General features: G+C 69.1%; 24 protein-coding genes. 9 read left to right on the forward strand and 15 right to left on the reverse strand.

Annotated features, from left to right (window positions below):
* Positions 1–42 precede the first annotated feature (42 nt).
* From LOS8367_RS03620 to LOS8367_RS03635, 4 genes are read right to left on the reverse strand one after another with little or no spacing between them, the layout of a single operon-like run.
* Positions 43–597, reverse strand: a complete 555-nt coding sequence (locus LOS8367_RS03620) for a pyridoxamine 5'-phosphate oxidase family protein (RefSeq protein ID WP_085895089.1) — start codon at positions 595–597, stop codon at positions 43–45.
* Positions 590–1624: a lipocalin-like domain-containing protein gene (locus LOS8367_RS03625; protein WP_085895090.1), complete on the reverse strand. Its 1035-nt coding sequence runs from the start codon at positions 1622–1624 to the stop codon at positions 590–592. Before LOS8367_RS03625 ends, LOS8367_RS03620 begins: the two co-directional genes overlap by 8 nt.
* Entirely contained in the window at positions 1614–3995 is a 2382-nt protein-coding gene (locus LOS8367_RS03630) for an FtsX-like permease family protein (RefSeq protein ID WP_085895091.1), read from the reverse strand. The genes LOS8367_RS03625 and LOS8367_RS03630 overlap by 11 nt, the downstream gene beginning before the upstream one ends.
* Complete coding sequence (locus LOS8367_RS03635; RefSeq protein WP_085895092.1) at positions 3992–4648, reverse strand: ABC transporter ATP-binding protein; 657 nt, start codon at positions 4646–4648, stop codon at positions 3992–3994. Before LOS8367_RS03635 ends, LOS8367_RS03630 begins: the two co-directional genes overlap by 4 nt.
* A 170-nt stretch (positions 4649–4818) precedes the next feature.
* On the opposite strand from LOS8367_RS03635, the gene LOS8367_RS03640 reads away from it, so the two are divergent.
* From LOS8367_RS03640 to idi, 4 genes are all read left to right on the forward strand, one after another.
* Positions 4819–5403 (forward strand): heme oxygenase-like domain-containing protein, encoded by a 585-nt coding sequence (locus tag LOS8367_RS03640; protein WP_133056281.1) that lies wholly within the window; start codon positions 4819–4821, stop codon positions 5401–5403.
* Positions 5404–7968, forward strand: a complete 2565-nt coding sequence (locus LOS8367_RS03645; RefSeq protein ID WP_085895094.1) for an HWE histidine kinase domain-containing protein — start codon at positions 5404–5406, stop codon at positions 7966–7968.
* Between the two features lie 67 nt (positions 7969–8035).
* On the forward strand, positions 8036–8353 hold the full coding sequence (locus tag LOS8367_RS03650) for a hypothetical protein (RefSeq protein ID WP_085895095.1): 318 nt from the start codon (positions 8036–8038) through the stop codon (positions 8351–8353).
* Between the two features lie 58 nt (positions 8354–8411).
* Positions 8412–8936: an isopentenyl-diphosphate Delta-isomerase gene (idi, locus tag LOS8367_RS03655; RefSeq protein ID WP_085895096.1), complete on the forward strand. Its 525-nt coding sequence runs from the start codon at positions 8412–8414 to the stop codon at positions 8934–8936.
* Positions 8937–8942: 6 nt separating this feature from the next.
* Here the strand turns inward: idi and LOS8367_RS03660 are convergent, their stop codons facing one another.
* The 7 genes from LOS8367_RS03660 to LOS8367_RS03690 all read right to left on the reverse strand — a co-directional run bounded on the left by LOS8367_RS03660 (position 8943) and on the right by LOS8367_RS03690 (position 16404).
* Positions 8943–9395: a c-type cytochrome gene (locus LOS8367_RS03660; protein ID WP_085895097.1), complete on the reverse strand. Its 453-nt coding sequence runs from the start codon at positions 9393–9395 to the stop codon at positions 8943–8945.
* A gap of 140 nt (positions 9396–9535) precedes the next feature.
* Positions 9536–11749 carry a xanthine dehydrogenase family protein molybdopterin-binding subunit gene (locus LOS8367_RS03665; protein WP_085895098.1) on the reverse strand — a complete coding sequence of 738 codons (2214 nt, stop codon included), beginning with the start codon at positions 11747–11749 and terminating at the stop codon, positions 9536–9538.
* Complete coding sequence (locus LOS8367_RS03670; protein WP_085895099.1) at positions 11746–12729, reverse strand: FAD binding domain-containing protein; 984 nt, start codon at positions 12727–12729, stop codon at positions 11746–11748. The genes LOS8367_RS03665 and LOS8367_RS03670 overlap by 4 nt, the downstream gene beginning before the upstream one ends.
* Entirely contained in the window at positions 12726–13238 is a 513-nt protein-coding gene (locus LOS8367_RS03675) for a 2Fe-2S iron-sulfur cluster-binding protein (protein ID WP_085895100.1), read from the reverse strand. The genes LOS8367_RS03670 and LOS8367_RS03675 overlap by 4 nt, the downstream gene beginning before the upstream one ends.
* Before the next feature lie 80 nt (positions 13239–13318).
* On the reverse strand, positions 13319–13882 hold the full coding sequence (locus LOS8367_RS03680; RefSeq protein ID WP_165761378.1) for a putative glycolipid-binding domain-containing protein: 564 nt from the start codon (positions 13880–13882) through the stop codon (positions 13319–13321).
* Positions 13883–13961: 79 nt separating this feature from the next.
* Positions 13962–16010, reverse strand: a complete 2049-nt coding sequence (gene recQ, locus LOS8367_RS03685) for a DNA helicase RecQ (protein WP_085895102.1) — start codon at positions 16008–16010, stop codon at positions 13962–13964.
* A 106-nt stretch (positions 16011–16116) separates the two neighbouring features.
* The gene (locus LOS8367_RS03690; RefSeq protein WP_085895103.1) at positions 16117–16404 is read right to left on the reverse strand and encodes a YggT family protein; all 288 of its coding nucleotides are present in this window, start codon (positions 16402–16404) and stop codon (positions 16117–16119) included.
* A 167-nt stretch (positions 16405–16571) separates the two neighbouring features.
* On the opposite strand from LOS8367_RS03690, the gene LOS8367_RS03695 reads away from it, so the two are divergent.
* Positions 16572–17144 carry an acyl-CoA thioesterase gene (locus tag LOS8367_RS03695; RefSeq protein ID WP_085895104.1) on the forward strand — a complete coding sequence of 191 codons (573 nt, stop codon included), beginning with the start codon at positions 16572–16574 and terminating at the stop codon, positions 17142–17144.
* Between the two features lie 46 nt (positions 17145–17190).
* On the opposite strand, the gene LOS8367_RS19365 is transcribed toward LOS8367_RS03695, so the two are convergent.
* Entirely contained in the window at positions 17191–17322 is a 132-nt protein-coding gene (locus LOS8367_RS19365; RefSeq protein WP_021692379.1) for a hypothetical protein, read from the reverse strand.
* 315 nt (positions 17323–17637) lie between these two features.
* On the opposite strand from LOS8367_RS19365, the gene LOS8367_RS03700 reads away from it, so the two are divergent.
* The 4 genes from LOS8367_RS03700 to arfB all read left to right on the forward strand — a co-directional run bounded on the left by LOS8367_RS03700 (position 17638) and on the right by arfB (position 21519).
* On the forward strand, positions 17638–18999 hold the full coding sequence (locus tag LOS8367_RS03700) for an MFS transporter (RefSeq protein ID WP_085895105.1): 1362 nt from the start codon (positions 17638–17640) through the stop codon (positions 18997–18999).
* Positions 18996–19913, forward strand: a complete 918-nt coding sequence (mepA, locus tag LOS8367_RS03705; protein ID WP_106534979.1) for a penicillin-insensitive murein endopeptidase — start codon at positions 18996–18998, stop codon at positions 19911–19913. The genes LOS8367_RS03700 and mepA overlap by 4 nt, the downstream gene beginning before the upstream one ends.
* 4 nt (positions 19914–19917) lie before the next feature.
* Positions 19918–20766, forward strand: coding sequence for an esterase-like activity of phytase family protein (locus tag LOS8367_RS03710; RefSeq protein WP_242665491.1), 849 nt, complete (start codon positions 19918–19920; stop codon positions 20764–20766).
* A gap of 342 nt (positions 20767–21108) precedes the next feature.
* Positions 21109–21519, forward strand: a complete 411-nt coding sequence (arfB, locus tag LOS8367_RS03715) for an alternative ribosome rescue aminoacyl-tRNA hydrolase ArfB (protein WP_085895106.1) — start codon at positions 21109–21111, stop codon at positions 21517–21519.
* A 12-nt stretch (positions 21520–21531) separates the two neighbouring features.
* Here arfB and LOS8367_RS03720 read toward each other — a convergent pair whose 3' ends face one another.
* The 3 genes from LOS8367_RS03720 to pncA are packed head-to-tail and all read right to left on the reverse strand — an operon-like array spanning position 21532 to position 23668.
* The gene (locus LOS8367_RS03720; RefSeq protein WP_085895107.1) at positions 21532–21771 is read right to left on the reverse strand and encodes an Lrp/AsnC ligand binding domain-containing protein; all 240 of its coding nucleotides are present in this window, start codon (positions 21769–21771) and stop codon (positions 21532–21534) included.
* Between the two features lie 8 nt (positions 21772–21779).
* Positions 21780–23069: a nicotinate phosphoribosyltransferase gene (gene pncB, locus LOS8367_RS03725; RefSeq protein WP_085895108.1), complete on the reverse strand. Its 1290-nt coding sequence runs from the start codon at positions 23067–23069 to the stop codon at positions 21780–21782.
* Complete coding sequence (gene pncA, locus LOS8367_RS03730) at positions 23066–23668, reverse strand: bifunctional nicotinamidase/pyrazinamidase (RefSeq protein WP_085895109.1); 603 nt, start codon at positions 23666–23668, stop codon at positions 23066–23068. Before pncA ends, pncB begins: the two co-directional genes overlap by 4 nt.
* Positions 23669–23674 lie beyond the last annotated feature (6 nt).

Raw genomic sequence — 23674 nt, forward strand, 5'->3', positions numbered from 1 at the left:
GATCTATCGCCCCGCCCATCTTCGCGCCAGAGCCGCCCGTGCTCACGGCACCAGCCAGCTGCCCTGCCAGCCCTCCTCGCGCTCGTAGCGGGCGCGGCGGTGGATGTCGCCCAGATGCAGTGCCTCGATCCGGAGCACCCGCGCGCGCAGCACCGCGAAGCGCGCCGGGCGCGGGTTCGGATGCCAGGCCTCGGCCGAGGCGATCGGCGTGCCGGGCGGCGGTACCGTGCCGTAGCGGGCGCGGGCCTCCTCGGGGACCTCTTCCCAGAGCGTCTTCTCCTCCTCATGCGGCAGCCTCACGACATGCGCCCGCATCCGCACCTGCAACGACGCTTCGGCGTCCCAGACATGCAGCGCCGCACGCGGTCCGTCGGTCAGCTGCAGCACCTTGGCGGCGTCGGCATCGGAATGCAGGTCGAGCGTCCAGTCGGCCGCGTCGAAGCCGCGCAGCACCATGGTGCGCGCCGAGGGCCAGCCCTGCGCGTCGCGCGTCGCCAGCACCGGCAGCCGCGCCGCCGCGTCGCGGTCCACGAGACCCGCCCCGATGCGCGCGCGCACCAGATCGAGCAACCCCGAAAGCGTCGTGATGTCACTCATAACCCGTCATCTCCAGATATCCCCTGCCCTCATGGCTTCCCGTTATCGTCACCGGCCCCTCCCAGTAAGGGGGCGACAGCGCGTTCCATGCCGCCGGGTTCAGCGCGGTCACATCGACCGCGACCTCCCTTTGCGGCAACCGCACCGCCCAGCGCACCGGCACCTCCACGCCGTCGAGCGACGCCATCTCCAGCGGTTCGGCCTCGAAGTCGCCCACATAGGGGGTGAGCGTTCCGTCCGGCGCGATCCAACTGGCGTAACTGTAGCCTGCCGCATCGTTTTCGCGAAGCTGGAAGCCCATCAACTTGGCACCGCCCTCGAAGGAAAGGGAGAACCAGTCCCAGCCGGTCTGGCGATCCGACAGCGGCTGCGAGGACCACTCATGGTCGAACCAGGCATGGCCGCTGACCTCGACCGCGCCGTCGGGCAGCCTCAGCACCCCCTCTACCGCGAAGAAGGGCTGCGAGTAGTAATAGGAGGCCTGCCCCTTGCCGGACTTCACCGAGTAGCCCGCCTCGCCATGCAGGACCAAGGGCCCGGTGGCGGACATCGACAGATCATAGGCGAAGTCCGGACCGCTGGCCGCGAGGTCGAGATTGTCGAAATCCGGCCCCGCCATGCGCCAATCATCGATCCATGCGGCGAAGGGCGCAGCCTCGACCCCCGCCTGACCGATGCCGCCCCGCGCCAGTCGCTGGGTGAAGAGGTGGCTCTCGGGCGTGGTGACGGCGGCATGACCGAGCCAGTTCTGCGGGCTGGCGAAACCCGTGGCTTCGCGCGGGGCCAGCGCCGAGCGGAACAGGGTCCATTGCAGCCCGTAGGGCGTGCCGTCGGGGCCGGTGAGGTTGGCGGTGACGTACCACCACTCGATCCGGTAGTCGGGATGGGCCCCGTGATCGTCGGGAAATGCCGGGGCGACGGAGGGGTCCGGCAGGGCGAAGCCGCCCGCCTCGCCGCCGAGGCCCGCGAAGCCCTGCGCATGGGCGAGGCCCGGCAGGCAGAGGAGAACGAGAACCCTAGCGTTCATTGGCGAAGACCCCCAGCAGGGCGGCGGGCGGCGTGCGCGCCAGCCGAATCGCGGGCCACAGCGCCGCAAGCCCGGCCGCGACCAGCGCGAACAGGCCGAGCCGCGCATAATCCCATGGGAACAGGAACATCGGCAGCCGCCAGCCGAAGGCCGCGACATTGACCACCGAGAGCAGCACCCAGGCCAGCGCCAGCCCGAGCGGCAGCGCCATCAGCGCGGTCAGCGCCGCCAGCAGCACCGCGCGGACCATCTCCAGCCCCGCAAGCCGCCGCCGCGTCAGGCCCAGCGCCCAGACCGGAGCAAGCTGCGGCAGGCGCAGCGCCGCCAGCGTCAGCAGCGACATCAAGATCGCAAAGCCCGCGACGGCGAGTGTCAGCACGTTGAGCGCCGCCGTCACGGCGAAGGTGCGCTCGAAAACCTGCATCGAAAAGCGCTTCACCGCCGCCTGATCGGTGATCGCGCCCTCCGGCAGCCCCTCGGCCACCAGCGCGGCGCGGATCGCCGGCACCTCGTCCGGGTCGAGCCGGAGGCCGAAGCGGCGGGGCACCACCTCCGGGTGCAACTCGGCGAATAGGGCCTCGGTGACGATCACCTGACCCACCGGGTTGCCGTAATCTCCGTGGATGCCCAGCACCGGCAGCACCGTGTCCGGCCCGAGCCGGACCGGATCGCCCAGACCCAGCCCGGCGCGGCGCGCGAGCTGCTCGTTGACGAGCACCCCCTCCCCCGCGGCGTGCCGCTCCCAAGGGCGGTCCACCGCCTGCAGGAAGCGCCAGTTCTGCGGATAGGTCGGGTCCGGCCGCGCGAGATTCAGCTCCACCGGCAAACCCGCGACCTCGGTTTCGACCGAGGCCAGCGGCAGGACCGCGCGCACGCGAGGTTCGAGAAAGGCCTCGATCGCGCGGGCCTGGTCGTCGTCGGCGGTCTCGATGTAGAGCTCCGGCGCGAGGCGCTGGTCTAGAAAGCCGGTAAAGGTCTGGCGGAACGAGCTGACCATGGTGGAGACACCGATATTGGCGGCCATCGCCAGAAGCAGCGCCATCAGCGCCAGCGACAGCCCCGGAAGCTGCTGGCGCGTATCGGCCCAGAACCACTGCGCCAGCGGTCCGCGTGCCAGTCGTGCCGCGATGGCAAGCCCCGCACCCAGCACCACCGGCAAGGCCAGCGCCGCGCCGACCAGCCCTGCGCCCAGAAGGCCGAAGCCCGCCACCAGCCCTTCGCCCCAAAGCGCCAGCCCCACCGCCACGCCGATCAGCACCAGCGCCGCGCCGCCCTGCCAGCGGGCGGAGCGCGCATCGGCCATGGCCCAGGCCCGGCGTCCGCCTGCGGCCAAGAGCGGCATTCGCGCCAGCCGCCACAGCGCCGCCCCGGCGGCGAAGCCGGTGCCCAGAACCGCGATGCCCAGCCCCGAGAGCCACCAGACCGGGCGCAGCCGCAGCCCGCCCGTCACCTCGGCCCCGTACAGCCCGCGCAGCGTTGCCGCCACGTCGGGCAGAAGCTGCGCCGCCAGCAGCCAGCCGAGCCCGACGCCAAGCGTGCCCGCGATCAGCGCGAAGCCCAGAAGCTCGGCCATCATCAGCGCCACGAGGCGGCGCAGCGGCACGCCCAGCGCCCGCATCGTGCGCAACACCGGGCGGCGTTGCTCGAAGGCGAGGCCGACCGCGCCATGCACGATGAAGATGCCGACCGCGAAGCACAGCAGGCCGAAGGCGGTGAGGTTGAGGTGGAAGCTGTCGGTGAGCCGGCCCACCTCGGAGCCCGCCTGCGGCGGGCGCAGCGCCAGATCGGGGGCGATCTCCTCGAGCGCGGGGCGGCCCAGAGGCTGCTCGGGCGCAACGATCAGCGCGTCGAAGCCGACCCGGTCCAGAAGCCGGAGGGCGACCGAGACGTCGGTGACCACGGTGCCCGGCGCGGTGTCAGGCGCGACCACCTTCTCGGCATCGATCCCGGGCAGCGCCTCCAGCGCCTCGGCCCGGCCGAAGACCTGCCCGGCACCGGTGAGAAAAGCGGCGATGTCGGCGTTCTCAGTCGCCGGGCCGATGCCGCCGGGCGCAGTCAGCGGCTCGATCCCTACCAGCCTGACGCCGCCGAGCCGTCCCTGCACCACCGGGCTCACCTGCCAGCCGGCGCGGCGCAGTGTCACGTAATCCGCCAGAGCGATCTCGCCGCCCGCCGCCGCCTCGATCCGCGCATAGCGCCCCTCGCCCAGCGTCGCGGCGGCGACGTCGTAGCTCGCGCGGGCCTCGGCGTTGATCGCCTGCACCCCGGACCACAGCCCGGTGGCCAGCGCCAGACCGGCGATCAGGGTGAAGAGTTGCAGCGGCGCGCGGTGCCAATGCGACAGGAGCGCCAGCAGGACCGCCCGGGTCACGCGATCCGCCCCGCATGCAGGTGCAGCCGGCGCCCCATGCGGGCGGCATGATGCTCGGAATGGGTGACCATCAGCAGCGCCGCGCCGGTCTCGGAGACGAGCTCCAGCATCGCGCCCAGCACCGCCTCGGCGGTGGTCTCGTCGAGATTGCCGGTGGGTTCGTCCGCCAGCACGAGACGCGGGCGCGCGGCAAGAGTGCGGGCGATCGCGGTGCGCTGCTGCTGCCCGCCCGAAAGCTGTTCGGGGTATTTCGACAGGTGCGGCGCGAGGCCGAGCCGCTCGGCCAGCATCATCGCCCGCCTTGCGTCATGCCGACCGGCAAGCCGCGCCTGGAAGGCGATATTGTCGCCGACGCTGAGCGACGGGATCAGGTTGAACTGCTGGAACACCACGCCCACGGTGCCGCGCCTGAGCGCCGCGCGCCCCGAATCGTCGAGCGCCTCGACCCGGGCGCCGTCGAGCGCGATGCTGCCCGCATCGGGCCGGTCAAGCCCGCCCACGAGATGCAGCAGCGTCGACTTGCCGGAGCCGCTTTCACCGGTCAGGGCGAGGCTCTCGCCGGCCTCGAGATCGAGATCGACGCCCCGCAGCACCGGCACTGGCCCTTCGGCTCCGGTGAAACTCTTGTGCAGGTCTCGCAAGCGCAACAGCATGCGGCGAAGCTAAGCCGATCCGCGGTGCCGGAAACAGCGGCATCGCGCCGCAATGCATCGGAAACAAAAAACCTCACCTGCCGGAACCACTTGATCTGCTCCGGCGTTGACAAGTTTGCTGGTGTGAAACACGAGCTTTCGACGTGTTCACCGACGAGGGACCACCGATCTTGACGATGCACCAGAAGCCGCTGCGAAGCCGGTTGCGAGAGGATCTCGCCCCGCGTCACGAGCGGCTCGATGCCTGCTTCTCCCGCTTTGACCTGACGACCCGGCCCGGCCTGTCAGGCTTTCTCGCCGCGCATCGCGCCGCCTTCGCGGCGATCCGCCCCGCACCCGGCGGCCTGACCGGCGAGGCGCTGCTCGACCGGATGATCGCGGCGCTCGACGCCGATCTCGACCGGCTCGGCCACGAGTCTTTGCCAGTGCTTGCGCCCTATAGGCTGAGCCGGCCGATGGCGCAGGACTACGTACTGCTCGGCTCGCGGCTGGGTAGCCAGATCTTGCGGCGGCGCTGGGAGGCAGGGGGCGATCCGGAGCTGCACGCTGCCGGCAGCTACCTGTCGTTACCGCCGATGGCCGCAGAGTGGCGCGCCTTCTGCTTGCGGGCGAGCGCGCAGCCCGGCCTCGGTACGGAAGCGGACCGCGTGATCGCCGAGGCCGGTGGGTTGTTTGATCTCTTTCTGACGGCGGGGCAGGATGCCGCCCTGCCTCCTCGGGCAACGCCCGCCCCTCTGACCGAACGGACCGCCTGAATGACCGATTCCCTGGCCGATGCGCCGGTCGACCTCAGCAATTGCGAGAAGGAACAGATCCAGTTCCTCGGCCATGTGCAGCCCTATGGCTGCCTGATCGCCGTTTCGCGGGACTGGATGGTCCGGCATGCCTCGGCCAATACCGGCGAGATGCTCGGCCACGAGGCGCAGGCGATGATCGGGACGTCGCTGGCCGATCTGTTCCCGCGGGACGTGACGCATGATCTGCGCGGTCGGCTGCAGATGCTGGGCCACGGCGCCGGGGCGGCGCGGATCTACGGGATCGACCTGTTCGAAGACGGCCGGGCCTTCGACGTCTCGGTGCATCTGTCCGAGCCTCATTACCTGTTCGAGTTCGAACCCAAGACCGAGGGTGGCGCACGGGACGAGATGTCGCTCGTGCAGCCGCTGGTGGCCCGGCTGCGCCGCCAACCAGATATCGGCCGCATGGCGCGCGAAGCGGCGCGGGCGATGAAGGCGCTCACCGGCTTCGACCGGGTGATGATCTACCAGTTCCAGCGCGACGACAGCGGCAAGGTGATCGCCGAATCGGCCGCGCCGGGCCTGACGCCCTTCCTCGGGCTGCGCTTCCCCGCGAGCGACATTCCCCCGCAGGCGCGCGCGCTTTACGTGCGCAACCCGATCCGGCTGATCCGCGACGTCGATGCGCCGCCGCAGCCGATCCTCTCCGCCCCCGAGGCGGAGGGCGAGCGGATCGACCTGTCGCATTCCGTGACCCGGGCGGTCTCGCCGATCCATCTCGAATACCTGCGCAACATGGGCGTCGCGGCCTCGATGTCGGTGTCGATCCTGCGCGACGGCAAGCTGTGGGGGCTGATCGCCTGCCACCACGGCACGCCGCATTACCTCGACTACGAAAAGCGCTCGGCGGTAGAGCTGTTCACGCAGCTGCTCTCCTACGAGATCGCCGCGCTGGAGAACGAGGCCGAGCGCGCGCAGGCCACAAAGGCACGGGTGCTGCATACCTCGCTTCTGGCGCGGATGACCGACAGCACCGCCATCGCCGACAATTTCAAGAAGATCGCCGAAGAGATCGGCGAGGTAATCCCTTTCGACGGCATCGCGATCTGGATCAATGACCGCTACCACGCGATCGGCGCGACCCCCACCGGCGAGGAGTTCGCGGGGCTGTTGCGCCACCTCCATTCCACCCATGCCAGGCATGCCGGGGCCACCGATCGGCTGATCGATCGCTATCCGGCGGCCGAGAGCTTTGCCAACCGCGCCGCCGGGATCCTGGCGCTGCCGATCAGCCGGGGCCCGCGAGACTACATCGTGCTGTTTCGCCGCGAGCAGGTCGAGGAGGTCACCTGGGCCGGCGATCCGGCCAAGCCGGTCTCGACCGGGCCGAACGGGCTGCGATTGACGCCGCGCAAGAGTTTCGAGGCTTGGACCGAGACGGTGCGCCACCAAAGCGCGCCCTGGACCGACAGCGAGATCGCCGCCGCCGAGACGCTGCGGATCACGCTGCTCGAGGTGGTGCTGAAGATCGCCGATGATTCCATCGCCGAGCGCAAGCGCGCGCAGGAGCGGCAGGAGCTGCTGATCGCCGAGCTTAACCACCGGGTGCGCAACATCCTCAACCTGATCCGCAGCCTGGTGTCGCAAAGCCGCTCCGGCGTCACCTCGGTTGAGGAATACAGCCGCCTCGTCGATGGCCGGATCGACGCGCTGGCGCGCGCGCATGACCAGCTGACCGGTTCCGACTGGGAAGCGGCCTCGCTCAAGACGTTGATCGAGACCGAGATCGATGCCTTCATCGCGGCCCAGCGCGACCGGGTGCGGATCACCGGGCCCGATGTCGGCCTAACGCCCGAGGCCTTTTCGACGTTGGCGCTGGTGCTGCACGAGCTGGTCACCAACGCCGCCAAATATGGTGCGTTGAAGGACGGGCATGGCTGGGTCGAGGTCGGGCTGTCGCGCGACGCGCAGGGCGATCTGCGCATCGAGTGGCGCGAGCGCGGCGGCGCGCCGCTGCGGGCCAGCAAGGGGCGCGGCTTCGGGACCACGGTGATCGAACGCTCGATCCCCTTCGAGCTCGGCGGCGAGGCCGAGCTGCGCTTCGCGCTCACCGGCGCCGAAGCCCGCTTCCGGATTCCCGCCCGCTTCGTCGCGACCGCGCCGGAGGCCGCCCCGGCGCGGGACGACGCGACCACGGACGATGGCGAGGCGCCGTTCACGCTCGAGGGCAAAGCTCTGGTGGTCGAGGACAACATGATCATCGCCATGGACGCGTCCGACATCCTTTCGGAGCTGGGCTGCGCGGCGGTGTCGATGGCGAACGGCGTCGGCGAGGCGCTGCGGCTGATCGAGGCCGAGCAATTCGACCTCGCGCTGCTCGACGTCAATCTCGGTAACGAGACCTCGCTGCCCGTGGCCGAGACGCTGCGTGCGCGCGGCGTGCCGTTCCTGCTCGCTACCGGCTATGGCGCGACCGAGGACATCACCGCGGCCTATCCCGACGCCCCGACCCTGAAGAAGCCCTATACCAAGCGCAGCATGCGCGCGGGCTTCATGGCACTGCTGCGCGACGGGAACGGCTGATCGGCTCTGGACGCGGCAGCATTGGCGCGGCAGTCTGCGCCGGCATTGAATTGACAGGAGAAACGGCATGGTGGCAGCAGCGGCACGAAAGACGGGCCTGGCATTGATCGGGCTCGCGGCGCTGGCCGGTTGCGACGCGCTGCCGAGCGCCGCCCCCGCCGACCAGGCGGTGCCGATGGCGTTCCAGCAATGCCTGACCCGGATCGACGAGACCGCGGCGCGGATCGGCCAGAGCCCGGCCGTGCTGGCCGAGACCTCCGAAAGCCGCATCGTGCGCTTTACCGATGAGGGCGAGATCGTCACGGTGACCTGCGACGCTCTGGCCAATCGCATGGTGGTGCAGACCCGTCCGGCACCGACGCCCATGGCCGAACCGGCCTTCTGAGGGCACCGCGTGCCCCGGGGCGCGCGGTGCGAACCGGACTGCCGGGGAGGGGCGGTTGATGCGTGACGACAGGGACAATTTCGAGATCCCGGCCTGGGTGGACGGCCAGCTGAGGCCGGTCGACAAGATCGCGGTGCATGAACGCGGGCTGCGCCATCCGGCGGTCAGCGTCTTCGTGATGTGGCGGGGCCGGACGCTTTTGCAGCAACGCGCCGCGGCCAAGTACCACACCCCGGGGCTCTGGGCGAACAGCTGCTGCACCCATCCGCTCTGGGGTGAGGCGGCCGAGGATTGCGCGCGGCGGCGGCTGGAAGAAGAGCTTGGCCTTACCGACCTGCCATTGCGCCCGGCCGGGCAGATCGAATACCGCGCCGATGTCGGCGGCGGGCTCGTCGAGCACGAACTGGTCGAGGTGTTCCTCTCCGAACCCGCGCAGGAGCCACGGCCGCGCCCGGCCCCCGAAGAGGTGCAGGACACGGCCTGGATCACGCCCGAGGCGCTGCGCGCCGATCTGGCAAAACGGCCAGAGCGCTACACGCCCTGGCTCAGGATCTACATGGGAAAGGCTGGCCTTCTGGGCTGAGCCGGTTCAGTTCGCGGCTTCGCTGCGCGTCGAAAGCCCCTCGATATAGGCATAGATGTCGGCCGCATCCTGCGGATCGCGCACCTGGTAGGCCATCTTGCCGCGGGCCCGACGATCGTCGAGCGTGGCGCGCAGCCAGGCCGTGGGATCGGTGACGTAGCCCAAGAAGCTCTCCTCATCCCACTCCATGCCACGGTCGCGTAGCCTGATCATCGCGTCGCCATAGCGGAAATCCTCGACCGAGCCGATCACCCGACCCTCGATCCCGTAGAGATTCGGGCCGGTGCGGGCATTGCGGCCCGCGAGAACGCGGCCCTCGGGATCGCGCACCACGTGGCAAGCCACGCATTGGCGGCCGAACTGGACCTCTCCATTGGCGACGTCTTGCGCCGTGGCGGGGGCCGACCAAAGCCCCAGCCCGGCCAAGGCCAGCGCCGTGCCTCGTGACAGCAAATTCATCGAGATCTCCTTGAACCCGTCAGTGACCGATGCCCCAGTCAGTCTAGCAGATATATGCTTAGAGACAGGCATCCAATCCCTGTCCCGACACGGTGACGTGTCGGGACGAAATGGAGGCTTTCGAAGTTTTTCCCGGTGCTTCAGCCTTGGGCGATCAGCCCGTCCATCACCTGATCGAGCGTGGCGGGCAGGCGGCGCACCCGCACGCCGCAGGCGTTCTCGATCGCGTTGATCACCGCGGCACCGGAGCCGCAGATCGCGAGCTCGCCGATCCCCTTGGCCTGCAGCGGGTTGGCCCAGTCGTCGCGCTCCTCGAGGAAATGCACCCCAAGCTGCGGCACGTCGAGATTGACCGGCAGGTGGTACTCGGCGAGGTCGCGATTGACCATGTGGCCGTCGCGCGGATCGTGCTCCATCGCCTCGGTCAACGCCAAGCCGATACCCCAGATCATGCCACCATGGCATTGCGAGCGCGCGGTCTTGAGGTTGAGAATGCGACCGGCTGCGAAAGTGCCGTCCATGCGGCGCACCCGCGTCTCGCCGGTCACGTCGCTCACCGCCACCTCGGCGAAGATCGCGCCCCAAGTGGCCTGCCGCACCTCCTGACCGGCCTTGCCCGGCTGCAGGTGACCCAGCGCCCGCCATTCCTCTTCGCCCAAGAGCTCGGCCAGCGGCGTCTTCCGGTTCTCGTGGATCGCGAGACCGTCCTTGAGGGTGAGCTCGGTCTCCTTCACCCCGAGCTTCGCGGCCAGCCGCTCGCGCAGCTCCATGCAAGCGAGATAGACCGCCGTGGAGGTCGAGGCCGCGCCGAAACTGCCGCCCGAGCCAGAGGCCGGCGGCAGGTCGGTGTCGCCCAGCACCGTTTCGACCCGGTCGGGCGCGAAGCCCAGCATCTCGGCCGCCACCTGCGTCAGGATGGCGTAGGAGCCGGTGCCGATATCGGTCATGTCGCACTCGACTCGGGCGCCCTGCCCGGTCAGCACCACCCGTGCCATCGCCTCGATCATCATGTTGACGCGCACCGCGCCCGCCATGCCGGTGCCGATCCACCATTCGCCGTCGCGGCGCTGGCGCGGCGGCGTGTGGGTCCAGCCGAAGCGCTTGGCCCCCTCGCGCAGCGTCGCCTCCATGGTGGAGGAGGAAAACGGCTTGCCGTTCTCGGGATGCTTGTCGGGCACGTTCCTGAGCCGGAACTCCAGCGGGTCGATCCCGGCCTTCTTGGCCAGCTCGTCGATCGCGATCTCGAAGGCGGTGACGCCCACCGCCTCGCCCGGCGCCCGAACCGATCCGGCGGCGGGGCGGCGGATGCGGGCGATCTCGTGACCGATCACCCGGTTCGGCGCGGCGTATTGGAAATGCGTGCCCTGCGCCACCGGCTCGGAGAAGACCTCACCGGGAAGCTGGCTCACGAGGTTCTCGTGGCCGATGGCCGAAAGCTTGCCCTCGGCGTCGCAGGCGAGCCGGATCCGCTGCCGTGTCTCCGAGCGGCGGGTGACGGTTTCGAAGACCTGACGGCGATGCAGCACCACGCGGACCGGGCGGCCCAGCGCCTGCGCCGCCAGCGCCGCCGCGACCGCCTCGGGAGCGAGGCCCAGCTTGGAGCCGAAACCGCCGCCGACATAGGGCGACAGGATGCGGACCTTTTCAGGTGCCACGCCCAGCACGTCGGCGAGTTCGGCCTTGTTGAACTTCAATAGCTGGTAGGAGCCGCGCAGCGTCAGCGCGCCATCCTCGTCCCATTGCGCGACCGAGGCATGCGGCTCCATCGCCGCGCTCGACATCGACGGCGTGTGATAGGTCGCGTCGAGCGAGAAGGCGGCCGCCGACATGGCGCCTTCGAGATCGCCCTGATCGAGCTGCTTCTGCTTGGGCTTCTCGACCTCGGCCGCCGGGTCCTCGGCGTCGAAGACATGGGTACCGTCGGGCTCGATCGTCACCAGCATCGCCTGCGCCGCGTGGCGCGCCTGCTCGAAGCTCTCGGCCACGACGCAGGCCACGGGCTGGCCCACATACCAGACCTGACCCTGCTTCTGCACCGGCGATTCCCCCGCCATGCCCTGCGCGGCATTGCGGATCATCCGCTCGTCCTCGATCACCTCGATCACGCCGGGCATGGCCCGGATCGCATCGCCGTTCGAGCCGGTGATCCGGCCGATCGTGGCGGCCCGCACGAGATAGCCCTCGGCCATCGCTTCGGGGTGCGCCTCGGCCGCGTAGGTGGCGCGGCCCGCGACCTTCAGCGGCCCCTCGGGACGGTCCATGCCGGTGCCGAGCACGCCCTGGGCCATGCCGTCGAGACGGCGGTCGGTGTCGGGGGTGTCATGCTTGAGACGGCGCGTGGTTTCGAGCGTCATTGATCGTCCTCCGTCGCCTGGGTCAGCACGGCCGCGAGGGTGCGCCGCGTCAGCGGGATCTTGAAGTCATTGCCGCCATAGCCCTTGGCCTCGGCCAGAAGAATGTCGCCGGCGCGGTCGAACAGGGCGGCCGAGGGTGTCTCTCCGACGAGGGCATCCTCGACATCCGCGTCGCGCCACGGCATCGGGCCAAGACCACCGAAGGCCAGCTGCGCCTTGGCGATGCGACCGTTTTCGACCGCCACCACGGCGGCGACGGACACCAGCGCGAAGGCATAGGAGGAACGGTCGCGGACCTTGCGGTAGATCTGCCGCCCCCCGGCCGGTGGCGGCAGGATCACGGCGGTGATCAGCTCGCCCGGCTCCAACACCGTCTCGATATGCGGGGTGTCGCCCGGCAGACGGTAGAAATCCTCGAGCGCGATCTCGCGCCCGCTGCCCTGCCCCTCGACCTCCACCCGTGCGCCTAGCGCGCGCATCGCCACGGCCATATCGGAGGGATGCGTGGCGATGCAGTGCTCGGAGGTGCCCAGAATCGCGAGGATGCGGTTCATGCCGTCCTTCGCGGCGCAGCCCGAGCCGGGCTCGCGCTTGTTGCAGGGCTCGCCTCGATCATAGAAGTAGTAGCAGCGCGTGCGTTGCAGCAGGTTGCCCCCGGTCGTGGCCTTGTTCCTGAGTTGGCCGCTGGCCCCCGCGAGCAGTGCCCGGCTCAGCACCGGCCAGTCGCGGCGCACCCGCGCATCGGCGGCAAGGTCGGAATTGGTGACCAGCGCGCCGATCCTGAGCCCGCCCTCCCCGGTCGCCTCGATGCCGCCCAGATCGAGCCGGTTGATATCGACGAGCTTGCCCGGCGCCATCACCTCCAGCTTCATCAAGTCCAGAAGATTGGTTCCGCCGGCGATGAAGCGGGTCTCTGCGCCGCCCGCCTCGCGCACTGCCTCGGCGGTGTCGCCCGCGCGAACATAGTCGAAGGCCCTCATGCCCGTGCCTCCTCTTTCGCGACCTGCCGGATCGCATCGACGATGCCCGGGTAGCAGGAGCAGCGGCACAGATTGCCGCTCATCCGCTCGGAAACCTCCTCGATCGAGGCCTCGACCTGCGCTTCGAGATCGCCGGTGACGTTGCTGGGCCAGCCGGCCTTGATCTCGTCGAGCATCGCCGTGGCCGAACAGATCTGCCCCGGCGTGCAGTAGCCGCACTGGTAGCCGTCATGCTCGACGAAGGCGCGCTGCAGGGGCGAGAGGTCGTCGGGCCGGCCGAGACCCTCGATGGTGGTGATCTCGTCGCCCTCATGCATGCAGGCCAGCGTCAGGCAGGAATTGATGCGGCGGCCGTTGACCATGACGGTGCAGGCGCCGCACTGGCCGTGGTCGCAGCCCTTCTTCGACCCGGTGAGACCGAGATGATCGCGCAGCGCGTCGAGCAGCGAGGTGCGGGTGTCGAGGTCGAGCGCGTGGCGCTCGCCATTGACGTCGAGCTGGAATTGCATGGGGGAGATCCTTCGGGCCGGTCGGACAACACGGTCCCAACCGGCGCCGATGCGAGGCAGTTCCCGCTTGGTTTTCCGGCCTAGCTCTCCAGCGTCACCGCGCCATGCCACAGCCCCGGATCCTGGGTGACGAAGCCGGTTTCATGCAACGCGATCCGGGCATCTCGGCCCAACGCGGGAATCGCGTGGTCCATGCCGCCCCGCACCCGACAGAAGCTGTGGCCGAGCGGCTCCAGCCGACCGCCATCGGCGGCGTGGAGCCGCGCCGTCTCGATCGGGCGGGGCCGCGCCTCGGGCAGGTCGAGCCGGTTCAGCGGCACCAGCATCCAGGCTGGGGTGAAGCCGAGATCGAGATCACAGGCCGACACCGGGTCCTGCCCCTCGAGCGCGAAGCCCTCGGCCCTGCGGGTGATCCGGTAGGCCACCGGGCTCTCGCCGCGCAGGCCGGTGACATCGGCGGAGAGGCAGGACCAGCCCGCATCGCAGCGGATCGCGTAATCGAGTGCGACCCCCCGGCCCGCCTCGTCCCAGCGCGCATGGCCCATGATCAGCCAACCGGCATCGAGCCGGGCAAGACGGCAGCGGTCGGTGCCGTCACGGTCGAGCCTGTGCCAGATCACGCTGGCCACGGTGGTGCCGGTCATCGCGAACCTCCCATCGCATTCGCCCGATGGTGGCACGCGGCTCGCCATCCTGTCCACGATTCTGGGGGCTTGCGGCGGCTCAGCCGGCCTCCTCGCCCTCCTCGAGCGCCTGCAGGAAGGCCGCGCCGAAGCGTTCGGCATGGCGCGGCCCAAGCAGCCGCTCCATCGCCTCCATGTCACGCGGCCGCGCGCTCGCCACCCGGGCCAACTCCTTGGCCGAACAGCTCATCGGCTTGTCGTGGCCGGTTTCGCCCCGCATCAGCTCGGCCTGAACCGCCATCAAACGGTCATAGAGCGAGCCCGCGCCACGCGTGGCAAGCTTGCGCCGCGCCGGGTGGATGTCCTCGGCGGCACCGGTGATCACCGCGAGAAACTCGCGCCCGTAGCTTTCAAGCTTCTTGGCACCGACCCCGCCGATCCGGGCCATCTCGTCGAGATTGGCGGGCTTCTTTTCGGCCATCTCGATCAAGGTGCGGTCGGTGAAGATGATGTAGGCGGGCAGGCCCGCCGCCTCGGCCAGCGCGCGGCGCTTGGCCTTGAGCGCCGACAGGAGCGGCGCGTCCTCCTCGGACACCATCTCGCGGACTTTCGGACCGAAACGCGCCGATTTGACGGTATCTTTCCTCAGCGTAATGCTCTCCTCGCCGCGCAGGATCGGGCGCGCCGCCTCGGTCATCCTCAGCGCGCCGTGACGCTCGGGGTCGGGGCGCATCAGGTCGCGGCCCATGATCTGCCGGAAGATCGCCTGCCACTGCGCCTTGGAATGGGCCTTGCCGACGCCGAAGGTCGGCAGATCCTCGTGGCCACGCTGCTTTACCTTGTCGGTGGCACTGCCCATGACGATGTCGATCAGATGCCCCGCGCCGAACCGCTCCTCGGTCCGAAGCGCCGCCGAAAGCGCCATGCGCACCGGTTGGGTCGCGTCGAAGGTTTCGGGTGGCTTGTCGCAGAGATCGCAGTGACCGCAAGCCGCCTCCGGCGCCTCGCCGAAATAGCCCAGAAGCACGCGGCGCCGGCAATCAAGCGCCTCCGCCAAACCGAGAAGCGCGTTAAGCCGCCCGTGATCGGCGGCGCGGCGTTCCGGCGGGGCCAGCCCCTCGTCGATCTGCTGGCGCCGGTAGCGGATGTCGTCGGGGCCGTAGAGCGTCAGCGTCTCGGACGGCGCGCCGTCGCGGCCGGCACGGCCGATCTCCTGGTAATAGGCCTCGATGGATTTCGGCAGGTCGGCATGCGCGACCCAGCGGATGTCGGGCTTGTCGATGCCCATGCCGAAGGCGACAGTGGCGGCGACTATGAGCCCGTCCTCGCGCTGGAACCGGGTCTCGGCCACCCGCCGGTCCTCGGCCTCCATGCCGCCATGATAGTGCAGCGCCGAATGCCCCGCCTCGCGCAGCGCCGCCGCCAGCGCCTCGGTCTTGGCCCGGGTGCCGCAATAGACGATGCCGGACTGGCCGCGCCTGCGATCGGCGAAATCGAGGATCTGGCGGCGCGGGCTGTCCTTGACCGCGAAGGCGAGATGGATGTTGGGCCGGTCGAAGCCGCGCAGGAAGGTCTCGGGCTGGCGTCCCTCGAACAGCTTGCGGACGATCTCCTCGCGGGTTTCGGCATCCGCCGTCGCGGTAAAGGCCGCGAGCGGCACGCCGAGCTGCCGCTTCAGATCGCCGATGCGCAGGTAGTCCGGGCGGAAATCATGGCCCCACTGGCTCACGCAATGCGCCTCGTCGACGGCGATGAGCGACGCCCCCGCCCGCTTCAGGAGCGGCACGGTGGCGCCGGAGGCCAGCCGCTCGGGCGCCATGTAGAGGAGCTTGAGCCGCCCCTCGCGCAGGCTCGCCAGCACCGCGTCGGTCTCTTCGGGGGTATTGCCGGAGGTCAGCGCGCCCGCCTCGACACCGGCCTCGCGCAGGCCGCGTACCTGATCGCGCATCAGTGCGATCAGCGGCGAGATCACCACCGTGACCCCCTCGCGCGCCAGCGCCGGCAGCTGGTAGCACAGCGATTTGCCGCCGCCCGTGGGCATGATCGCCAACACGTCGTGCCCGGCGGTCACGGCGTCGACGATCTCCTCCTGGCCGGGACGGAAGGCGTCGAAGCCGAAGACCTCGCGCAGATGGGTCGCTGGGCTCATCGGGCATTACCTCGGCTCGGGCGAGACCACGCCTCCCATGAGGCGTGGCGTATGGTTACTTTGTTCTGAAAATACGCAATTCCGACCGCCAGAGCCGGGGCAAGCCTCAATAGAACAGCGCCGCGTTGTTCCGCAGCACGATCTCGAGCGCGTAGATGCCGACCAGCACGACGAGCGGTGCGAGGTCGAGCCCGCCCATCTGCGGCAGGATCCGCCGCACCGGGGCGTAGAGCGGCTCCAGCAGCCGGGTCAGCCCGTCCCAGATCTGTGCCACCAGCGGCTGGCGCAGGTTCAGCACCTGGAAGCTGATCAACCAGCTCATGATGAAATGCGCGAAGATGAAGAAGGTCGCAATGTCGAGGATCAACATCAGGATCTGGAAGAGCGAGGTCATGGGCGGTCCGTTCGGGGCTGTCTCGGGTCGCCAAGACAGGTAAGGAGCGAAGCCCCTAAGAGCAATCCCGAAGGCCATGGATGCGGCGTCGTGACCCCCGCGTCACCCGTTGACCTTCGCGTCACCCTCGCGCAACTTGCGCGGCGATCCAGGTTCCGGAGTCCCGCATGTATCCCTTTGTCCGAATGTTCTGGCAGTTCTGGCGTCACCGCAACGACGCACCTCTGCCGATCACCGGCACCCATGAGAGCCGCCACGTCGTGATGCCGTGGGATCTCGATTTCTGGAACGAGCTGAACAACGGCCGGACGCTGACGCTGTTCGATCTGGGCCGGATGCCGCTCTCGAAGCGGATCGGCGTGATCGGCGCGCTGAGAAAGCAGGGCTGGGGCATGGCCGTGGCCGGCGTCTCGGTGCGCTACCGCCGCCGGGTGCAGGGCTTCGCGCGGCTGAGCATGCGGTCGCGCGCGATCTGCTGGGACGACCGCTACGTCTATACCGAGCAGGGCATGTTCCGCAGCGACGGCGAATGCACCAGCCATGCTTTGGTTCGCTTGGCGATCACCGACCGCAAGCGCGGTGGCGTGGTCAACCCGGCGCGGCTGATGGAGGTGCTGGGCCAGGACCCGGCCTCGCCGCCGATGCCCGACTGGATCGCCGACTGGGTGCGCGCCGAGGCCGAGCGGCCCTGGCCGCCGATGGCGGATGCCAGCTCCGCGACCGACACTCTCGCCGCCTGAACGGCAGCGGGCGGGCGCCGGGCGCCCACCCGCTAGGTCGGACCGCTCAGCGGCCCTTCTTCTCTCCGAGCGAAAGCGGCTTGGCCGCGCCGGAATTCGCCGTGGCCAGAACCTTCGGCTTTTCCTGCTTGGGTTTCTTCGCTTCGCGGTTGCCGCGCTTGTTGTCGCCTTTTCCCATCACGATCTCACAGGCTGAAAGGACCGCCCGGCGACAGGCCGGACGGATCGTCCCGATTCAAATCAAGGTTGCCTGACAAAACGGTCAGGGCGGTGATCCTGGCAGGGCGCGCTGGATCTCTCCGACCTTGTCGCGCGCAGGTCGAATTTACGCCCGCGCCCGGCGCCCCGCAAGCACGCTCGCATGTGTTGCTCCGCCTCGCGACGCGGCGTTCGGGCCGCGCTCGGCCATCGATGCGCCGCCGATGGCCTGCCGCGCTTGCCCCGCCCCCCGCCGCCCTGTCAGATCCGCCGCGACAGGCGCGAGGGGACCGGTATGGCGACGAAGAAGCGGATCTGGGGTTGGATGATCTTCGACCTCGCGCAGCAGCCCTATGCGACGCTGGGCCTGACTTTCATCTTCGGCCCCTATTTCGCCGCTGTCGCCACCGCGCGTTTTGCCCGCGAGGGGATGGGCGCGTCCGAGGCCGATGCGGCGGCGCAGTCGCTCTGGGGCATGGGCCAGACCCTCGCGGGCCTGTTCATCGCCTTCACGGCGCCGGTGCTGGGTGCCTTGGCCGATGCTTCGGGGCGGCGGATGCCCTGGATTGCCGCCTTCTCGGTGATCACCGTGGCCTGCGCGGCAGGGCTGTGGGTGCTGACGCCGGACGGGTCGATGCTGATCCCGGCGCTGGTGCTATTCTTTGCGGGCTTCGTCGCCGCCGAATCGGCCACCAATGTCAACAACGCGTTGCTGCCCTCGCTGGCCACCGGACCGATGATCGGCCGGATCTCGGGCTCGGGCGCGGCGCTGGGCTATTGGGGCGGTGTGGTGTCGCTGATCCTGATGCTGCTGTTTCTGGCCGAGAACGAGGCCGGCATGACGCTCTTGGGCACGCCGCCCGCCTTCGGCCTCGACCCGGAGGCACGCGAGGGTACCCGCGCCGTCGGGCCGGTGATCGCGCTGTGGTACGCGGTGTTCATCATCCCCTTCTTCGTCTGGGTGCGCGATACGGGCCCGGTGGCGCGCACCCGCGTGACCGCCCGCAATGTCGCCGCGCGGCTGTGGGAAACGCTGCGCGACGTGGCCCGCAGACCCAGCCTCGCGGCCTTCCTCGGCGCCTCGATGCTCTACCGCGACGCGCTGGCCGCCGTGTACGCCTTCGGCGGGATCTATGCGACGCTGGTGCTGGAATGGTCGGTGATCCAGATCGGCGTGTTCGGCATCATAGGCGCCATTTCGGCGGCGATCCTCACCTTCGCCGGCGGCCTCGCGGATGCGCGGCTGGGGCCCAAGCCGGTAATCCGGGCCTCGATCTGGATCCTGATCGCAGTTTCGGTGCTGGTCGTCTCGATGACCCGCGACAGCCTGTTCGGACTTGCCCTGTCTCCCGGCTCGCGGCTTCCCGACATTCTGTTCTATGTCTGCGGCGCGCTGATCGGCGGCGCCGGCGGCGCACTTTACTCGGCCTCGCGCAGCCTGATGGTGCGCCATGCCGACCCGGCGCGCGCCACCGAGGCCTTCGGGCTTTTCGCGCTGTCGGGCCGCGCCACCGCCTTTCTCGCGCCCATGGCGATCACCCTCGCCACCTGGATGAGCGGATCGGTGCGCGCCGGGCTTCTGCCGGTGATCGCCCTGTTCGCGCTGGGGCTGTTTCTGCTAGGATGGGTCAACAAGAACGGAGATCGAGCAGCATGATCCGCCCCCTCGCCGCCGCCCTGCTGGGCCTGGGCCTTCTCGCCGCCTGCGAAGGCGAGCCCCCGGCACCCCGCGCCGTGGTGTCGTCGCAGAACACCAACGACAGCCGCGTCGCCAAGAAGCTCTTCGGCCATGTCCCGACGGCCTCGGCACAGCGGCCCGAATCGATCGGCTTCTATTCCAAGGGGTGCCAGGCCGGCGCCGCGCAGCTGCCCGAGACCGGGCCGACCTGGCAGGCGATGCGGCTGTCGCGCAACCGCAACTGGGCCCAGCCCGAAACCATCGATTTCGTGCAGGACCTGTCGCGCGCCGCCGCCGCCCTGCCGGGCTGGAAAGGCATCTATGTGGGCGACATGAGCCAGCCGCGCGGCGGCCCGATGCTCACCGGCCATGCCAGCCACCAGACCGGGATCGACATCGACGTCTGGCTGCGCCGCGCCGACCGGCTGGACCTGTCGGTGGCCGAGCGCGAGGCGATCTCCTCGACCGACATGCAGGCGCGCGGTGGCGCCTACACCAATTCCAACTGGACGCCGCAGCACATGGCGCTCGTGAAGGCCGCGGCCTCGGACCCGCGCACCGCGCGGATCTTCATCTTTCCGGGTGCCAAGGTGGCGATGTGCGACGCCGAGACCGGCGATCGGTCCTGGCTGTCGAAGGTCCGGCCCTGGTACGGACACAACACCCATTTCCACGTGCGACTGGACTGCCTGCCCGGCGACACCGCCTGCGAAGCCCAAGACCCGCCGCCGCCGGGCGACGGCTGCGCCGAGGCGCGCGAATGGCAGGCCAACATCCTGAACCCCAAGCCGGCCCCGCCGGCAGATCCCGACGCGCCGGAGCCCGAGCCAAAGCGCGAGATCACCATGGCCGACCTGCCCGGCCAATGCGCTGCCGTGCTGGCGAGCGACTGAACCGATGAAGGCGATGATCCTCGCGGCCCTGCTTTCCGGCGGGGCCCCGTCGCAGCAGCACGCCGACTACATCGGCAGCCACGTCTGGCCCGAGAGCGAACACGAGGCCGGGGGGTTCTCCGCGATCGAGACCGACGGCACCGGCTTCGTCGCGATCAGCGACCGGGCGCGGATCGTCGACGGACGCTTCATCCGCGACGCGGAAGGCCAGATCACCGGCGTCGAGATCCTGCGCTCGGAGCCGCTGCGCTCGGGTCGCGAGGGGATCATGACCGGGCATCTGGCCGATAGCGAGGGGCTGGCAATCGGCGCCGACGGGCGGCGCTGGGTCTCGTTCGAGGCGCGGGCGCGGGTGCGTTCGGAAACCGGGCCCGACGGCCCCGAAGTGCTGCCGCGCCCCAAGGCGTTCCGCAAGATGCAGCTCAACAGCGCGCTCGAGGCGCTGGCGGTGGACGCCTCCGGCGCGCTCTACACGATCCCCGAACGCTCGGGCCGGCTCGACACGCCGTTCCCGGTCTATCGCTGGAAGAACGGACGCTGGACGGTCCCCTTCACCCTGCCACGCCGCGACAGCTTTCTGGTGACCGGCGCCGATTTCGGCCCGGACGGCAAGCTCTACATCCTCGAACGCGATTTCGTCGGCATCGGCTTCCGCAGCCGGGTGCGCCGCTTTGAGGCCGACGGCACGGGTGAGGAGCTGCTGCTCGAGACCGCGGTCGGGGTGCATGACAATCTCGAGGGGATCTCGGTCTGGCGCGACGATCTGGGCCGGATCCGGCTCACCATGGTCTCAGATGACAATTTCCGCTTTTTCCAGACCACCGAGTTCGTGGAATACGCGCTGTCTGAATGACAATCGGCGCAGCTGTCGGAGATTGGCAACACTCAAGCTTCCCCCGCGTAATGTCACATAAATTTCTGTTTGACGATTACCGATCCCATGCCAGCTTTGGATCAGGCGAAACCAACTGAAAGGAGGTGATCCAGTGTCGAGAAGGGTATTGGAGAAATGTGTCGGGACAGCTTGGGAGGCGCGCGGCTGAGGCAGCCCTCGGGCGCACACCCCCAGGTGGATCACGGTCTAACCGACCCACCTCCTGATCTTCGAAGGGTCGTTCCCAGTTCGCCGGGGACGACCCTTTTTGTATGTCGCGCGGTGCCGCGCTATCTGGGGCGCAGGGCTTTGGAGACAGGCATGCTGAGGATCGACGACCGCATCACCATCGAGGATTGGGAGCTGACCGAGCAGTTCACCCGCGCGTCCGGCCCCGGCGGCCAGAACGTCAACAAGGTGAGCACGGCGGTGGAGCTGCGCTTCGAGGCGGAGCGCTCGCCCAACCTGCCCGACCCGGTCAAGCGGCGGCTGAAGCGGCTGGCGGGTCGGCGCTGGACCAATGACGGCGCGGTCATCATTTTCGTGCAGGACACCCGCCACCAGCCCCGCAACCGCGAGATCGCTCGCGAGCGGCTCGCAGAGCTGATCGCCAAGGCCACCGAGGTGCCGAAGCGGCGGGTTCCGACCAAGCCGACCAAAGGCTCTGTGCGGCGGCGGCTGGAGGCAAAGAAGCAACGGGGGGAGGTGAAGGCGCTCAGGAAGGCCCCCTAGCTCGACCTTGGCCTAGAACACCCGGAACGTCTGCGTCGTCAGGGTGCGCTCGATCCCCTCGATGCCCATCAGATGCTCGTTGAGATACATGCCGATATCCTCGCCCTCGGGGACATAGATCTTAACCAGAAGGTCGAAGGCACCGGAGGTCGAATACAGCTCGGAATGGATTTCCTTGAGCGCGATGGCGTCGGCCACCTTGTAGGTGGTGCCGGGCTTGCAGCGGATCTGGACGAAAAGCGGGAGCGACATGGCGGACCTCAGACGGTGACGGGGATGGGGGATTGCGGGCCGACACCGAAAACGCGCTTGTAGCGGGCGATCTCGTCCGCCGGGCCCATCGCCTTCTCGGGGTTGTCGGAGAGCTTCACGGTAGGACGGCCCTCGGCGGCGACGGCCTTGCAGACGAGGCTGAAGGGCGCCAGCGCGTCGCCAGCCAGCCCCTTGAAGTCGTTGGTCAGCATCGTGCCCCAGCCGAAGCTCACCTTCACGCGGTCCGAGAAGCGGGCATGCAGTTCGAGGATCTTCTCGGCGTCGAGCCCGTCCGAGAAGATCACCAGCTTCTCGCGCGGGTCCTCGCCGCGCGCCTGCCACCAGCGGATCGCCGTCTCGGCCCCCGTCGCGGGATCGCCGCTGTCGATGCGGATGCCGGTCCAGCCGGCAAGCCAGTCGGGCGCGCGCTCCAGGAAGCCCTCGGTGCCGTAGGTGTCGGGCAGGATGATGCGCAGGTTGCCCTCGTGCTCGTCATGCCAGTCGGCCAGCACCTTGTAGGGCGCCTCGGCCAGCTCTGCGTCGCTGTCGGCCAGCGCGGCATAGACCATCGGCAGCTCATGCGCGTTGGTGCCGATCGCCTCGAGGTCGCGGTTCTTGGCGATCAGGCAGTTCGAGGTGCCGGCGAAGCTCGACCCCATGCCCTCGATCATCGCCTGCACGCACCAGTCCTGCCAAAGGAAGGAGTGGCGGCGGCGGGTGCCGAAATCGGCGATCCTGAGGCCTTGGGTGCCGCGCAGCCGCTCGACCTTCTCCCAGGTGCGGGTCATGGCGCGGGCATAGAGCACCTGAAGCTCGAACCGGCCCATGTCGTTGAGGACCGCGCGCGAGCGCAGCTCCATCAGCACGGCCAGCGCCGGGATCTCCCACAGCATGACCTCGGGCCAGTCCCCCTCGAAGGTCAGCTCGTACTGCCCGTCGCGCTTCTCGAGGTGGTAGGGCGGCAGGCGCAGCCCCTCGAACCACTCCATGAAGTCGGGGCGGAACATCTGCCGCTTGCCGTAGAAGGTGTTGCCCCTGAGCCAGGTGCTTTCGCCACGGGTGAGCGAGAGCGAGCGGATATGGTCGAGCTGCTCGCGCAGCTCCCCCTCGTCGATCAGCTCGGCGAGGCGGATCGACTTGGTGCGGTTGATCAAGCTGAAGGTGACTTGCGTGGTCGGATTGTTGCGAAACACCGACTGGCACATCAGCAGCTTGTAGAAATCGGTATCAATGAGTGAGCGGACGATCGGATCGATCTTCCACTTGTGGTTCCAGACGCGGGTGGCGATGTCCATCAGGCGAGCACCACGCCCGCGTCGCGCATGGCCTTTCGCGCAGCCGCCATCGAGCCGTCGAGGTCGATCCCGCGCGAGAGCTTCTCGATTACCGTCACCTCGTAGCCCAGCTTCGCCCCGTCGAGCGCGGAGTAGTTGACGCAGAAATCGGTGGCGAGGCCCACCAGCGTGATCGCGGTGATGCCACGCTCGGACAGGTAGCCGTGCAGGCCGGTCGGCGTGGCTTGGTCGTTCTCGAAGAAGGCCGAGTAGCTGTCGATCTCGCGCCGGAACCCCTTGCGGATGATCAGGTCGGCGTTGGTCCGCAGGTCGGGGTGAAAGGCCGCACCTTGCGTGCCCTGCACGCAGTGGTCGGGCCAGAGCACCTGTGGCCCATAGGGCATCTCGGTCATCGACATCGGCGCCGCGCCCTCGTGCTGGCTCGCGAAGGAGAGGTGATCGACCGGATGCCAGTCCTGCGTCAGCACCACGGCACGGAACTCGTCCATCAGCGCGTTGATGCCGGGAACGACGGTGTCGCCCTCGGCCACGGCCAGCGCGCCGCCGGGGCAGAAGTCGTTCTGCATGTCGATGACGATCAATGCCTCGTTGGCGGGGCGCATGGGCTT

The sequence above is a fragment of the Limimaricola soesokkakensis genome (genome assembly GCF_900172345.1).
GTDB lineage: Bacteria > Pseudomonadota > Alphaproteobacteria > Rhodobacterales > Rhodobacteraceae > Limimaricola > Limimaricola soesokkakensis.